Here is a 13908-nt window from a genome sequence, read left to right as displayed (position 1 = left end):
AGGACAGAGCATGTCACAATACGTTTATTCCATGCATCGGGTAGGCAAGATCGTACCGCCTAACCGTCAAATCTTAAAAGATATTTCCTTAAGCTTTTTCCCCGGCGCCAAAATTGGTGTGCTGGGTCTAAATGGTGCCGGTAAATCTACCCTGCTTCGCATCATGGCAGGTGTTGATACAGAAATAGAGGGTGAAGCCAGACCCATGCCGGGTATCAACATTGGCTATCTGCCACAGGAGCCGCAGCTTGACGAGTCAAAAGATGTAAGGGGTAACATTGAGGAAGCGGTGGCTGATGTCACCCACGCACTGAAACGCCTGGATGAAGTTTACGCAGAATATGCTGCTGAAGATGCCGACTTCGACGCTCTGGCAAAAGAACAGGGCGAGCTGGAAGCTGTTATCCAGGCCAAAGATGGTCACAACATTGAAAACACTCTGGAACGGGCTGCGGATGCCCTTCGCCTGCCGCCGTGGGATGCTGATGTCAGTAAACTTTCAGGGGGTGAACGTCGTCGCGTAGCGTTATGTCGTTTGCTGCTTGAGAAACCTGACATGCTGTTGCTTGATGAGCCTACCAACCACCTTGATGCAGAATCTGTGGCCTGGCTGGAGCGCTTCCTACATGACTATGAAGGCACCGTGGTTGCGATTACCCACGATCGTTATTTTCTGGATAATGTGGCTGGCTGGATTCTGGAGCTGGACCGGGGTGAAGGTATTCCGTGGGAAGGTAACTATTCTTCCTGGCTGGAGCAAAAAGATAAGCGTCTTGAGCAGGAAGAGCGCACAGAAAACGCCCGTCAGAAATCCATCAAACAGGAGCTGGAATGGGTACGTTCAAACCCTAAAGGCCGTCACGCTAAATCAAAGGCACGGATGAACCGCTTTGAAGAGTTATCAACCGCTGATTATCAAAAGCGTAATGAAACCAATGAGCTGTTCATACCACCGGGTGAACGTTTAGGTGACAAAGTCATTGATGTTGAGAACCTGCATAAATCCTACGGCGAGCGTGTACTTATTGATGACATGTCGTTCTCTGTGCCAAAAGGCGCAATTGTCGGGATTATCGGCCCCAACGGCGCAGGTAAATCAACACTGTTTCGTATGTTGACGGGTCAGGAACAACCTGATTCGGGCAATATTGAAATCGGTGAAACCGTACAAATTGCCAGTGTGGACCAATTCCGTGACCACATGAACGAAAACAATACGGTCTATAAAGAGATATCTGATGACCAGGATATTATCCGTATAGGTAATTTTGAGATTAATGCGCGAGCATATTGCAGCCGCTTTAATTTCAAAGGAACAACGCAGCAAAAGTACATCAAAGATTTATCCGGCGGTGAGCGTAACCGTGTCCATCTGGCCAAGCTGCTTAAAGCGGGCGGTAACGTGCTGTTACTCGATGAGCCGACCAATGATTTGGATGTTGAGACACTTCGTGCCCTTGAGGATGCGCTGTTAGAGTTCCCGGGTTGCGCAATGGTCATCTCGCACGATCGCTGGTTCCTCGACCGGGTTGCCACTCATATTCTGGATTACCGGGATGAAGGTAAGATTAATTTCTTCGAGGGTAACTATAACGATTACGAAACCTGGCTGAAAGAAACATATGGTCAGGATGTGGTAGAGCCACACCGTTTGAAATACAAGCGGATGAGTAAAAAGTAATAATAAAAAACCGGGCACTGGCCCGGTTTTTTATTAGCTGAAAATCACTTTGTTATCCCGAATGCCGAATAAATTAGGCTTTTACTGTATGTCTGTTATTACCTGAAACCGAAAGCGGCTGATGTTTATCCTGGCAATACATCATCCGGTTATCCAAAAATTCGTATTGACCCGGGCAACATGGTGAATTAAAAATGAGAACAGTTTAGGGCTCGGAGATCCTCATGTCAGACAAACGACAGTTTCAACGGATAAAGTTAAATGTAAACGGAACGCTCAGTCACAGCGATGCCAGTGTTCCGGTTATTATTGAGGACATTTCACTGCAGGGGCTGCGCTTAAGAGCTTCTGAAGTCGAACTAAACACATTACCCTTCGACTCTCACGAGCCATACCTCATACAGTTCCTGGCCCACGATAACCACCCGTTAATTGAAATGTATATTGAGCAGCTTTACCGCCATGCAGACACTCGCCAGCCGACAATCGCGATGGGGTGTAAGGTGCATCATATTGATGTGCAGTCACTGGCAGACCTGCGTCGCCTGCTGGCACTAAACAGCGGCGACACGCAATTCAGCGAACACGACCTGGATGCATTTATCGAAACTGTCTATTCTAACGCATCCAAAGCCTGAGAAAGTTGCGATACCGGCACGATCTCAATTCCATCAAGTTTGGTTTTGGGCATATTACCTTTTGGCACAATTGCTCGCCTGAAACCATGTTTCGCTGCTTCGGCAATGCGTTCTGTGCCATTAGGCACCGGCCGTATCTCACCTGCCAGCCCGACCTCGCCGAACACAATTAGTTCGCGGGGCAATATTCGATTTCTGAAACTGGAAACCATCGCCAGAAGTAGTGCTAAATCAGCGCTGGTTTCAGACACCTTCACGCCCCCCACCACATTAACGAACACATCCTGATCATTCATCTGAACATTTCCGTGGCGATGCAACACTGCCAGTAACATCGCCAGCCGGTTTTGTTCAAGACCAACAGCAATTCGCCGCGGATTCGCCATTTGTGAATAATCCACCAGCGCCTGTATTTCAACCAGCAGCGGACGGGTACCCTCCCAAATCACCATAACACTTGACCCGGGCGCAGGATTTTCCCCCCGACTGAGGAAAATAGCGGAAGGGTTACTGACTTCTTTAAGGCCGCGCTCAGTCATTCCGAAAACACCCAGTTCATTCACTGCGCCGAACCGGTTTTTATTGCTGCGCAGTGTTCTGAAGCGTCCGTCACTTTCCCCTTCCAACATCATTGAACAATCAATGCAATGTTCAAGAACCTTGGGGCCAGCCAGATTACCGTCTTTTGTTACATGCCCTACAATAAACATGGCGATATGATTTTGCTTGGCAAAGCGCGTCAGATAAGCAGCACTTTCGCGCACCTGAGATACGCTACCGGGGGCTGACTGAATATCTGCAACATGCATCACCTGGATGGAGTCGATCACCATAATTTTCGGTTTTTGCTCGATGGCCAGGCGGCAAATCGTCTCGACATTGGTTTCTGCCAGCATCATAAGTTTGTCATCCGGCAAATTAAGCCGGCTTGCCCGCATAGCAACCTGTTGGAGGGATTCTTCCCCTGTAACATAAAGGGCATTGTGCTGATTAGCCATTTGACACATAACCTGCAGCAGCAGCGTACTTTTACCGGCACCGGGCGAACCACCAATTAATATGGCAGAGCCGGGCACAATTCCACCGCCCAGGACTCTGTCGAGCTCTTTAAAGGTAGAGGTAACACGAGGCAGCGCGGCTAAATCAATTTCGTTAAGTTTTTCTATGCGTGCAGCTGTCTGACCGGCATACCCCGAATGAGAGGCACTGGAAGTTTTAGCCGGGGAGACGACATATTCAGTAATTGTGTTCCATTCTTTGCAGGCACTGCACTGCCCCTGCCAACGCGGATAGTCAGCACCACACTGCGAACATACATAAGCTGTCTTTCGTTTTGCCATAAACTATTTTCACAACGAGCAATTCAGAGTATTCTACACGGATAACAAAGCGCCTGCATGCCGTTCGCCGGTACACTTTTTCTACTGCAGAAAATAGTTGCGCTGCCGATAATAAATGGATGGACATCACTGTTGTAACTGCCCATGAATGAAGACTTGCGCCAATACGCCCATATCATCGACGCGCTCAAGCCGTTAATAACCAAGTCTGGTTTTATAAAACGGCTGAATGAGCTTACGTCACACCTGCCTAAAGAACGCCGGTTCCTGATCAAGATGGAAATGAAACGTCTTGCGCGCCCGTGTATGCGCTCAATCGACCTGCGCGGCCAGGTAAAAGGTGAGTGTCGACTATACGAATATAAGGGTATCCGGCATTATCTTGACGAAGTCGCTATCGAGACGTTCGAGGAACAACTAAACATTTTTGGCGGCTTTACCTTCGGGGTGTACGAGTCGGTAATGGAAACTGAAAATAATTTCAGGGTCATCCGCGAGCGTGAAGAACAGCAGCGTCAGGTTACCCACGAGCGCCTTAGCCAGCCTCAGACCATGGCACTGGAAAAATATACCGTCCCCGTTGTTAATCTGCTCTCTTATGCCCGGCGCAATCAGGAGCGGATGAATTTCGCAGTTACAATCGAAGTATTTGCAAAAGACGGTAGCGTTTGGCGAGGTAACAGCGTAGACATCTCAACGGAAGGCTTGCAAATAAAGTTGAGTAAAGACACTACGCTTCAGGTCGACGATGACATTGAAATCTTCTTCAGGGGACTGGAAGAAGAGTTTGCCATGGATAAAAAGCATGGTGTGGTTTATCGCGTACTTAAGATGCTCTATAAGAACGACCATCAGTATCTGATGCTCAGACGGTCCGCTGAGATTCAGAACACCCCTTTTGATCAATTTCTTGAAAACTTTATTCACGGCAACAAGCGTCGGTATAAAGTGAACATGAGTAATACCATTGATGCGGTTTACAATAAAATTGCCGAGCAATTTTTATCGCCGCGCAGCCCTTCTCTGCCTGTTTTTATCGACAGTATAGAGGATAAGCTGCTGCCCCGTTACGCCATGCTTAACGAGATCAATACTGATATCACCGACTATTGGTCAGATGAACAGCGCTCCCTGAGACTTGGCTACCTGCTAAGCCCATCCCGTCTGAAATGGCTGGCCAGTCGCGATGCTAATGAGCGTGAACTGTATGTCTACGCGTTTACCCATTTACAACAAGATAAAATTTATTTTTATTCTGCCTCATCGCACGAACTAGATGCCAAAGAAGTTATCAAAACCACATTTCTGGGGTTTGGCGCACGAAAAGTCAGCTGGCGGGTATTCAAGCTGGTTATGAGCGATATGACGCCTGACCAGGCTCATGCCCCGCTCTCTATTCCTGACAACGTCAGTGAAAAAATTAAGCGCCAAAATCAGGCGCCTTCTGCCCGTCTGATGGCCAGACTTAAAAACCTCGGCTTTGTTGTTCATATTACCGATGTCACCAGTGATAGCGGTCAGCATCACTATAGTCAGTATAAATTTAACCGAAGTAACCTGCCGCATCTTCGCGTATTCGGTCACGCACGAAATCGTCCGCCTTCCCCTATCCAGACCTATCGCTACCGGTATCATGAACAGCGAATGGAGAAGCGCTACCTGGTCAGAACAACTATTTCTCTGACAACCACTGACGGTGCTACGGAATTTAAGGGGATCAGTGAGGATATCTCTGTTCGCGGGCTTCGTGTTGAGCTAAATCAGCCTTTTGAGGGCGATGTGGATACTATGATCAATGTTGCTTTCCCCAAGCTTCAGGCGCTGACCGAAAGTTACGATCTTATGCATTTGCGTTACCGCATAGTGGCTAAAAACGGCGAACAAAATATTATTCATCTTAAAGCAGCAGATGGCGAAGCGGGCGCAGTCGCCAGGGACTTTTTTGACGATTTAATTAAGCAGAATAAATCCTCACTGAAAACCTACGATGAACAGGAAGATGTGCCGGGAATCGGACATGCGTTACGTTGTATAAACGCCAAAAACACTCCGAACCTGGCCTTTGCGATGAATAAAGAAGGTGTTCGCTATTTACCGCAGGCAGCTATCGCTTCACGCAATAATCATCGAATTCATCAGGTTGCTGCGCATTACGCGCCTGAAGATAAACTGAACTTCGAATTTATGTTTCGTGATCGCAATCTCGAATCTCCATTTATACAGCACGGTATCAAGCAAATTAAGCTGGAGCACCTGCCGTTACGTCAGGAGCTGTTTATTGCCTTCGATCCGAATCAGAAACTAAGTCGGATGGCGATTCTACCCCGGTTCGATGACAAATTTACCACCGATGAAAGTCGCATTAAATTTATTAACGAGGCTATCGGTCGCGGCCAGTTTATCGCACTGCACGTGTTGTTAACCACCACGGGCAAACCTGATATGGAAATGCTTCAGGCGGAAATGAATTACGTCAGTATGTATGCCATACACCGCGCCAGAGAACTCGAAGAATTTATGTGGGATATTGTGGCTTGCGCGCATTTGGTTGATGTAACTGATGAGGTGCTGAGCAGATACAACATCGAGCCGGCGCTGATTCGAAAAAACCGACAGCAAAGCGCCATTAGTCACAAAAATGGCAACTTTGCTGATACCGCATCGTTACTGACCTAGCAGATAAAGCAGACTGTGCAGCCCACTGTATCGAATGGCGACATCGGCCTTCTGATTGACAACAGGTTTAGCATGACAAGCCACGCCCAGGTCTGCTTTTTCCATCATTTTTAAATCATTGGCGCCATCCCCCATAGCGATACACTGGTGAGTATCGATATCATACTGCGAAGCCAGCTCAGTCACCTTTTGCGCTTTCACGTCGGCGTTAACAATATCGCCACTGACCTCACCGGTGAGCTGCCCGTTTGCAGTTTCAAGCACATTGGAGAAAGCTGCATCCAGATTCAGTCTCGCTTTGAGATAGTCTGCAAAATAGGTGAATCCGCCTGATGCGATAGCAATACGCCAGTTCCGAAGCTTCAATTCACGAATCAGAAGCTGTACACCCGGCATGAGTGGGATGTTATTTCTGATTTGCTCCAGTTGCGCTACCTGCACGCCTTTAAGACACGCTACGCGGCTTATCAGGCTTTCGTTGAAATCCAGTTCGCCTCGCATCGCCTTCGTCGTTACGGCCTGTACAGATTCGCCTTTACCTGTCAGTTTGGCTATTTCGTCAATACATTCTATCTGGATGACTGTACTGTCCATATCCATAACCAGAAGACCAGGCTGTTCCAGCCGGGGCTGCTGTTCTTGCACCGCCATATCCACCCGGTAGGCACTGGAAATTTCATCCAGGCGCTCTGCCAGTACACCGTGGTTTGTCACATTCGTTCTACCGAACAACACAGTCTCACCAAAGGTGGTACAAAAACGGTGACGCGTAAGGCTGCTAATGACTGCCACACCATCAAGCATGTTGATGATACCCTCAAGCTGATCGAAGGTAAGCGCCTGCCCCCATATTGTAATAACGCTGGAACACTTATCATCCTGCGGCTGATGCCCCCGATGCCACTGACCTTCGGAGAACCTTAGAAATGCACGGTTTTGAAAACTCTCCAGTAAAAACTGACTTTGATGTCGTTGTGAATCATTGATAACCAGTGTGGTCACAGTGTGTCCTGATTGATATTGAGCAGATGGCTATCCTACATTAAGGTGATTAGAAGGGAAATAGTGTTGGAATTTTGATGTAATGTCATAGAATGAAAAGATATCTGACATACAAGGTGAAGTTATTATTAGCCAGAGTCCTGCCCCTCAAAGTCGTCGGGCGCAGCCAGAAGCAATCAGCGGCTATCATGCGGTAAAGCGGTTCATGCACATTATGGTGGTAGTGAGCCTCATTGCACTATGTGTTTTCACCGCATTGAAATATCGGGATTATCAAAAAGCGTGGATCAGCGAACAGCAGCGCTCACCGGGTGAGCTGTTGACTCAGCAGTACGCGAGGCTGCTCAGCCCACTGATGCAAAACGAGGACAGCACTGGTGTGAATGCGGCGCTTAAAGTACTAACGTCAGATAACAGGGTATTACAGGCGGGCGTTTTTGACAGTCGGGGGGTTCAGATTGCCCCGCAGGACAGGTTATCCTCGCTGATGTCTCAGACAGGACTCGCCGTTACGCATGTACAGGATATACAGAACGATGCCGGGTCTGTGCTTGGTTATATTCGTGTTTTGACCCGTCATAGTACTGAAAACCAGGAACAGGGGCTGCTGCATTCGGCACAGTGGCTTCTTATGCTGACAATCTGTATTGTAGGTTTTTTCGCGGGTGTCTATCTCGCGCGTTCTTTTTACAAGCTACGCCCTGTCATCAAAGCCCGTTATCACGCGCTGGGGCGTTCACCTTCGTTTCCGACAGAGCGGAACAGACGCCGATAATTTTCATCGGTGATGTCACTGATGTCACTGACACTCGTATCATGAAGCTCAGCCAGGGATTGTGCCACCAGGCTTACCTTAGCGGGTGTATTGCGCTTTCCCTGATAACCAGATAATGGCATATCCGGCGAATCGGTTTCCAGTAGCAGCCGATCTAACGGCAGTGATGCTACGGTATCTCTTGTTTTGCTTGCCCTGGCGTAGGTAATCGTTCCACCAATTCCCAGATAAAAACCGCGCTCGATATACTCTCGGGCTACTTGCTCACTGCCGGAAAATGCGTGAATAACACCGCCCTGTGTAAAATTAAGTGCATTGAGGTGTTTGAGCAACAAGTGGTGGGTCTTTCTGTGGTGTAGAATAACAGGCAGATTAAGGGACTGCGCCAGCTCAAGTTGTTCACACAGAATGTGCTCTTGCTGAGCCATAGCTATGTCGACAGTCTTATCCAGCCCTATTTCACCTAAGGCAACAACGCGCTCATGATGTGCGGTAAGCGCCTCTTGCAGTTTATTGATATTTTCGCCGTTCAGCGTGTCTGGAAAATAAGGATGAAGGCCCAGCGCAATATCTATTTCTTCAATACTTTTACGCAGCTGTAACTGTCGCTGCCATCCATCGGGCGTGGTGCCGGGAATTAAAAACCGTGTCACACCTGCATCTTTGGCGCTGTCGATAACCTTGTGCAGATCATTGTCAAAAATGTCGAAGTCCAGATGGCAGTGACTATCGATCATGGCATTAGCCGTTGAACCTGCCAGCTGTCGTCTTCACCACGGTTATACTCGAAACGATCATGCAGGCGGTCTTCACCGCCCTGCCAGAATTCGATTTGAGACGGCTCTACACGAAAGCCCCCCCAAAAGTCAGGAACGGGTAACGCCTTTTCAGCGAACTTTTCTTTTAATTGATGAAATTGTGTCAGCAAAAGCTGTTTGGATGATAGCGGCTGACTCTGTCTGGAAGCATACGCTGCCAACTGGGAGTCTTTGGGTCTGCTGAAAAAGTATGCAGCGTTTTCCTTCACACTCAATTTATATGCGACACCGCTGACTCGTACCTGTCGCTCCATAAAAAACCATGGAAAATGTAACGATACATTCGGGTTAGCTTCTATTTCTGACGCTTTACGACTGCCCAGATTGGTGAAAAAGGTAAAGCCCGATTCACTGACATCCTTTAATAAAACAATACGCTGAGAAGGCTGACCATTTGCATTGACGGTAGCTACCGTCATCGCGGTGGGATCGGGTATGTTGGCGTTAATCGCATCATCCAGCCACTGCTTAAACAGCGGCAAGGGCGTAGCCGTTAAATCTGTTTCGGTCAGGCTACCTGACGAATACTGTCTTCGCATATCAGAAATAGCCATTATCGCTCCTTTGCCTTAGCTTTCGTCGCCGTAACCTAATGAACGTAATGCCCGTTCATCGTCGGCCCAGCCCTGTTTTACCTTAACCCATAGTTCAAGAAACACCTTAGTATCGAAAAGGTGTTCCATATCTATACGGGCTTGCTCACCAATTGTTTTAATATGCTGACCGCCCTTGCCAATTACCATACGCTTCTGGCTTTCCCGTTCAACCAGGATAAGTCCGTTGATACGGTAAACACCATTATCCGTCATTTTAAACTGCTCAATTTCAACCGTGGTGGCATAAGGCAATTCGTCGCCGGTATAGCGCATTAATTTTTCACGAATGATTTCCGCAGCCATAAAGCGACTGGAACGATCGGTAATATAGTCTTCGGGAAAGAAAAACTCACTTGGCGGCAGGCTTTGCTTAACCAGATCGCGCAGAGCATCCACCTGTTTTCCATGTTTCGCACTGACCGGTACAATGTGTTCAAAGGTGAATTTTTCTGACAGCTTCTGTAACTGCTCGAAAAGTGCCTGCTTATCCGCAACCTTATCAACTTTATTCACCACAAGATAAACGGGCAATCCTGCCTGTTTAACTTTATTAAGCACCATTTCATCGTCGTCGGTCCAGCGCGTCCCCTCTACGACAAAAAGAATTAAACCAACTTCAGCCAGCGAGCTGGAAGCCGCCCGGTTCATAAACCGGTTTATGGCCCGCTTTTCTTCTTTATGCAGCCCTGGCGTATCAACATAAATAGCCTGGTACGCATCTTCAGTATCGATGCCTAAGATGCGGTGCCTTGTGGTTTGTGGCTTACGGGAGGTGATACTGACTTTTTGACCAAGTAAACGATTAAGTAATGTAGACTTACCGACATTGGGACGACCGACAATCGCTACCAGGCCACACCGTGTATCAATATCATTTGGCTGCATGTTCAACTTTCTCCAGCATAAGCCTGGCCGCCTGCTGTTCAGCTTTACGGCGACTGTTACCTGTCGCACTGACAATCAGGTTAAATTCTTCAACAGCGCAACTTACATTAAAGGTCTGCGCATGGTCCTGCCCGGTAATATCTACCACTTCGTACACAGGTAACGACAAGCGTCTGGACTGCAAAAACTCCTGTAAACGAGTTTTATTGTCCTTGGGGTGTTCATTGGGATTGAGATTTTTAATACGCGAATCCCACAAGCCAGCAATCACCTGCTGCACTTTGGGCAGTCCGGCATCCAGATAGATAGCCCCGAGAATCGCTTCCATCGCATCAGCCAGTATAGAGCTACGACGATGACCACCGCTTTTCAGCTCGCCCTGACCCAGACGCAGTAAATCCCCAACATTCGCTTCTTTAGCAAGCTCAGCCAAAGTTTCGCCTTTAACCAGGGTTGAACGCATTCGGGTCAGCTTGCCTTCAGGAACATCAGGAAATGCTTTGTAAAGGGCATCAGCGATAACCATACCCAGGATAGCATCACCGAGAAACTCTAAGCGCTCATTGTGTATTTTGGCTGCACTACGATGTGTAAGCGCCTGCTCCAGCAGTGCCTCATCTTCAAACGTATGTCCCAGTGCGCGTGACAAATGAACATATTTGTCGATGCCCTGCATTATTCAATTCCACCTATACGGTCAAAGCGAATACCTGTGGGTACCCATGTTGGAATAACATCTTCAGCTTTACGCTCAAATTCAAAGCTAATCCAGATAGCAACTGCTTTACCTACCAGATTAGCATCGGGTACAAAGCCCCAGTAACGGCTGTCACGACTATTATCGCGGTTATCGCCCATTACAAAATACTCGCCCTCTGGTACCAGCCACTCGTTGCTACGCGTTCCCGGCTGTGTATAAAAGCGGGATGCAATTTCATTTCGGGTCGGGTGACGCAGAACATCATGGCTAACGGTCCCCAGGTCCTCTTCATAGCGTAGAAGCTGTGCCATGTTTTGTACAAACTCGCCACGGCTGACAAACTCGGTAGGTACCGGTTGTAGTTTTTCACACGCCTTAACATTGTTGCCCGTGCATTTAGGCCGGATGAACAATTGTTTGTTCTGATAAACAATTGTATCCCCGGGCAGTCCGATTACGCGCTTGATGTAATCGATATTCGGGTTTTGCGGATACTTAAAAACGACAATATCGCCACGCTCGGGCTCTCCGGTTTCTAAAAACTTATGACGCAAAACCGGATCTTTAAGTCCGTATGAGAACTTCTCGACAAGGATGAAATCCCCGACCAGCAGTGTTGGCATCATTGAGCCGGATGGGATCTGAAACGGCTCATAAATTAACGAACGAAGCACCAGTACAAACGCAATAACAGGGAAGATTTGCTGAGAGGTATCCACCCAGTACGGGATATCATCTTCAGCAACGCCTTTTTTAGCTTTTCGTTTCGGAGCCCAGATCAATTTATCCAGAAGCCAGACCACACCGGTGACAACCGTCAGCACCACCAGCAAAATCGAGAAGTAGTTTGCCATTATTTACCAACCTTCAATACTGCCAGGAAGGCATCCTGAGGCAGTTCCACATTGCCTACCTGCTTCATCCTTTTCTTACCTTCTTTTTGCTTTTGCAACAGCTTTTTCTTACGGCTCACGTCGCCGCCGTAACATTTTGCAATAACGTTTTTGCGCATTTGCTTAACCGTACTACGGGCAATGACGTGGTTGCCGATAGCAGCCTGAATAGCTATATCGAACATCTGGCGAGGAATAAGCTCGCGCAGCTTTTCAACCAGCTCACGCCCACGTCCCTGACTATTCTCACGGTGCGTAATAATCGCCAGTGCATCAACTTTTTCACCATTGATCAGAATGTCCACACGAACCATATCTGAACCATGAAAACGTTTAAAGTTGTAATCCAGCGACGCAAAGCCGCGACTGGTAGATTTCAGTCTGTCGAAGAAATCCAGTACTACCTCGGCCATCGGCAGTTCATAAGTTAAAGCAACCTGGTTGCCGTGATAGCCCATGTTGGTTTGCGTACCGCGTTTTTCCACGCACAAAGTAATCACGTTGCCCAGATACTCCTGAGGCACCAGAATGTTTGCCTCGACAATAGGCTCGCGTATCTCTTCAATATCATTAACAGCCGGTAACTTGGACGGGCTATCAACCGTGAGCGTTTCGCCTTTCGTCGTCAGTACTTCATAAATAACTGTCGGGGCGGTAGTGATCAGATCAAGATCGTACTCGCGCTCAAGCCGTTCCTGAACAATTTCCATATGGAGCATGCCCAGAAAGCCGATACGGAATCCAAAACCTAATGCAGCAGAGCTTTCCGGCTCATAAAATAATGATGCATCGTTCAGACTTAGCTTGCTCAGCGCATCACGGAAATCTTCGTAGTCATCTGAACTCACCGGGAAAACGCCGGCATAAACCTGTGGTTTTACCTTTTTAAATCCGGTCAGCATGTCTTTAGCCGGGTTCTTCGCAGTGGTGATGGTATCGCCCACCGGCGCACCCTGAATATCTTTAATACCGGCAATAATGTAGCCAACTTCACCCGCTCTGAGCACACCGGTTTCAGTCTGCTTAGGCGTGAATATGCCAATTTTGTCGACCTGATGTGTCTGACCGTTGGACATAATCTGAATTTTTTCTTTGGCGTTTAATTCACCTTCCATGATTCTTACCAGTGACACAACGCCCTGATAATTATCGAACCATGAATCAACAATCAATGCTTTTAACGGCTTATCGCGATCGCCTACAGGAGGAGGAATACGCTTAACGATCTCTTCCAGTACATCCTCAACGCCAATACCGGTTTTAGCAGAACAGCGTACAGCGTCAATCGCATCAATACCGACGATGTCTTCAATCTCTTCGGCGACACGATCCGGCTCCGCCTGAGGCAAATCTATCTTATTTAGAATAGGCACCACTTCCAGATCCATATCGAAGGCGGTGTAACAGTTAGCCAGAGTCTGTGCCTCTACCCCCTGGCCTGCATCTACCACCAGTAATGCTCCTTCACACGCTTTTAGTGAGCGAGAAACCTCATAGGAAAAGTCAACGTGTCCGGGCGTGTCAATAAAGTTCAGTTGGTAGGTTTCGCCATCTTTGGCCGTGTAATTCAGTGTTACACTTTGCGCTTTAATGGTAATGCCACGTTCCCGCTCCAAATCCATTGAGTCCAGAACCTGCTCGGCCATTTCACGGTTAGTCAGGCCACCACAAACCTGGATAAGGCGGTCGGAAAGCGTAGATTTACCATGGTCAATGTGGGCGATGATGCTGAAATTACGTATGTGCGAATGTTGCATAATGCTGGAAGTTACCTGCAATAAGTCAAAACGTTATAAATACTTTGCCTGAGCAAAACGGATCGGGCGTCGTGGCCTTTACGAAGAAGTACAAGGAAAGACGCAAAGCGAGCGGATTTTACCTATTTCTGCGGGGAAAAGCGAATA

The 13908-nt window shown here is 47.9% G+C and carries 12 protein-coding genes; 4 read left to right on the top strand and 8 right to left on the bottom strand.

Annotation, left to right across the window (positions count from 1 at the left end; genetic code table 11):
* Nucleotides 1-10: 10 nt before the first annotated feature.
* Complete coding sequence (ettA, locus tag FBQ74_RS05845; RefSeq protein WP_139755787.1) at nucleotides 11-1681, top strand: energy-dependent translational throttle protein EttA; 1671 nt, start codon at nucleotides 11-13, stop codon at nucleotides 1679-1681.
* Nucleotides 1682-1905: 224 nt separating this feature from the next.
* Nucleotides 1906-2319, top strand: coding sequence for a PilZ domain-containing protein (locus FBQ74_RS05840; RefSeq protein ID WP_139755786.1), 414 nt, complete (start codon nucleotides 1906-1908; stop codon nucleotides 2317-2319).
* On the opposite strand, the gene radA is transcribed toward FBQ74_RS05840, so the two are convergent.
* Entirely contained in the window at nucleotides 2295-3659 is a 1365-nt protein-coding gene (gene radA / locus FBQ74_RS05835) for a DNA repair protein RadA (RefSeq protein ID WP_139755785.1), read from the bottom strand. The genes FBQ74_RS05840 and radA overlap by 25 nt on opposite strands.
* 144 nt (nucleotides 3660-3803) lie before the next feature.
* Between radA and FBQ74_RS05830 the strand changes: the two genes are divergently transcribed.
* The gene (locus tag FBQ74_RS05830; protein WP_139755784.1) at nucleotides 3804-6335 is read left to right on the top strand and encodes a PilZ domain-containing protein; all 2532 of its coding nucleotides are present in this window, start codon (nucleotides 3804-3806) and stop codon (nucleotides 6333-6335) included.
* Here the strand turns inward: FBQ74_RS05830 and serB are convergent.
* Nucleotides 6324-7337 (bottom strand): phosphoserine phosphatase SerB, encoded by a 1014-nt coding sequence (gene serB, locus FBQ74_RS05825; protein WP_232371978.1) that lies wholly within the window; start codon nucleotides 7335-7337, stop codon nucleotides 6324-6326. The genes FBQ74_RS05830 and serB overlap by 12 nt on opposite strands.
* A 205-nt stretch (nucleotides 7338-7542) precedes the next feature.
* Between serB and FBQ74_RS05820 the strand changes: the two genes are divergently transcribed.
* Nucleotides 7543-8112, top strand: coding sequence for an AhpA/YtjB family protein (locus tag FBQ74_RS05820; protein ID WP_139755783.1), 570 nt, complete (start codon nucleotides 7543-7545; stop codon nucleotides 8110-8112).
* Here the strand turns inward: FBQ74_RS05820 and FBQ74_RS05815 are convergent.
* Genes FBQ74_RS05815 through lepA form a run of 6 tightly spaced genes read right to left on the bottom strand, consistent with a single transcriptional unit; the run spans nucleotide 8058 to nucleotide 13761 of the window.
* Nucleotides 8058-8849, bottom strand: a complete 792-nt coding sequence (locus FBQ74_RS05815) for a TatD family hydrolase (RefSeq protein ID WP_139755782.1) — start codon at nucleotides 8847-8849, stop codon at nucleotides 8058-8060. The two genes, FBQ74_RS05820 and FBQ74_RS05815, sit on opposite strands and share 55 nt — an antisense overlap.
* On the bottom strand, nucleotides 8846-9484 hold the full coding sequence (gene pdxH, locus FBQ74_RS05810) for a pyridoxamine 5'-phosphate oxidase (RefSeq protein WP_139755781.1): 639 nt from the start codon (nucleotides 9482-9484) through the stop codon (nucleotides 8846-8848). The genes FBQ74_RS05815 and pdxH overlap by 4 nt, the downstream gene beginning before the upstream one ends.
* Before the next feature lie 15 nt (nucleotides 9485-9499).
* Complete coding sequence (gene era, locus FBQ74_RS05805; protein WP_139755780.1) at nucleotides 9500-10411, bottom strand: GTPase Era; 912 nt, start codon at nucleotides 10409-10411, stop codon at nucleotides 9500-9502.
* Nucleotides 10398-11087, bottom strand: coding sequence for a ribonuclease III (rnc, locus tag FBQ74_RS05800; RefSeq protein WP_139755779.1), 690 nt, complete (start codon nucleotides 11085-11087; stop codon nucleotides 10398-10400). Before rnc ends, era begins: the two co-directional genes overlap by 14 nt.
* Nucleotides 11087-11965, bottom strand: a complete 879-nt coding sequence (gene lepB, locus FBQ74_RS05795) for a signal peptidase I (protein ID WP_139755778.1) — start codon at nucleotides 11963-11965, stop codon at nucleotides 11087-11089. The genes rnc and lepB overlap by 1 nt, the downstream gene beginning before the upstream one ends.
* Nucleotides 11965-13761 (bottom strand): translation elongation factor 4, encoded by a 1797-nt coding sequence (lepA, locus tag FBQ74_RS05790; RefSeq protein ID WP_139755777.1) that lies wholly within the window; start codon nucleotides 13759-13761, stop codon nucleotides 11965-11967. The genes lepB and lepA overlap by 1 nt, the downstream gene beginning before the upstream one ends.
* Nucleotides 13762-13908: the final 147 nt, after the last annotated feature.

Origin of the sequence: Salinimonas iocasae (assembly GCF_006228385.1) — a bacterium.
Taxonomy (GTDB): domain Bacteria; phylum Pseudomonadota; class Gammaproteobacteria; order Enterobacterales; family Alteromonadaceae; genus Alteromonas; species Alteromonas iocasae.
This window is presented reverse-complemented; position numbering and strand designations above follow the sequence as displayed.

Coding starts and splice junctions, on each gene's coding strand:
- ettA (WP_139755787.1), top strand. CDS start 11: ATGTCACAATACGTTTATTCCATGCATCGGGTAGGCAAGATCGTACCG.
- FBQ74_RS05840 (WP_139755786.1), top strand. CDS start 1,906: ATGTCAGACAAACGACAGTTTCAACGGATAAAGTTAAATGTAAACGGA.
- radA (WP_139755785.1), bottom strand. CDS start 3,659: ATGGCAAAACGAAAGACAGCTTATGTATGTTCGCAGTGTGGTGCTGAC.
- FBQ74_RS05830 (WP_139755784.1), top strand. CDS start 3,804: ATGAATGAAGACTTGCGCCAATACGCCCATATCATCGACGCGCTCAAG.
- FBQ74_RS05820 (WP_139755783.1), top strand. CDS start 7,543: ATGCACATTATGGTGGTAGTGAGCCTCATTGCACTATGTGTTTTCACC.
- FBQ74_RS05815 (WP_139755782.1), bottom strand. CDS start 8,849: ATGATCGATAGTCACTGCCATCTGGACTTCGACATTTTTGACAATGAT.
- pdxH (WP_139755781.1), bottom strand. CDS start 9,484: ATGGCTATTTCTGATATGCGAAGACAGTATTCGTCAGGTAGCCTGACC.
- era (WP_139755780.1), bottom strand. CDS start 10,411: ATGCAGCCAAATGATATTGATACACGGTGTGGCCTGGTAGCGATTGTC.
- rnc (WP_139755779.1), bottom strand. CDS start 11,087: ATGCAGGGCATCGACAAATATGTTCATTTGTCACGCGCACTGGGACAT.
- lepB (WP_139755778.1), bottom strand. CDS start 11,965: ATGGCAAACTACTTCTCGATTTTGCTGGTGGTGCTGACGGTTGTCACC.
- lepA (WP_139755777.1), bottom strand. CDS start 13,761: ATGCAACATTCGCACATACGTAATTTCAGCATCATCGCCCACATTGAC.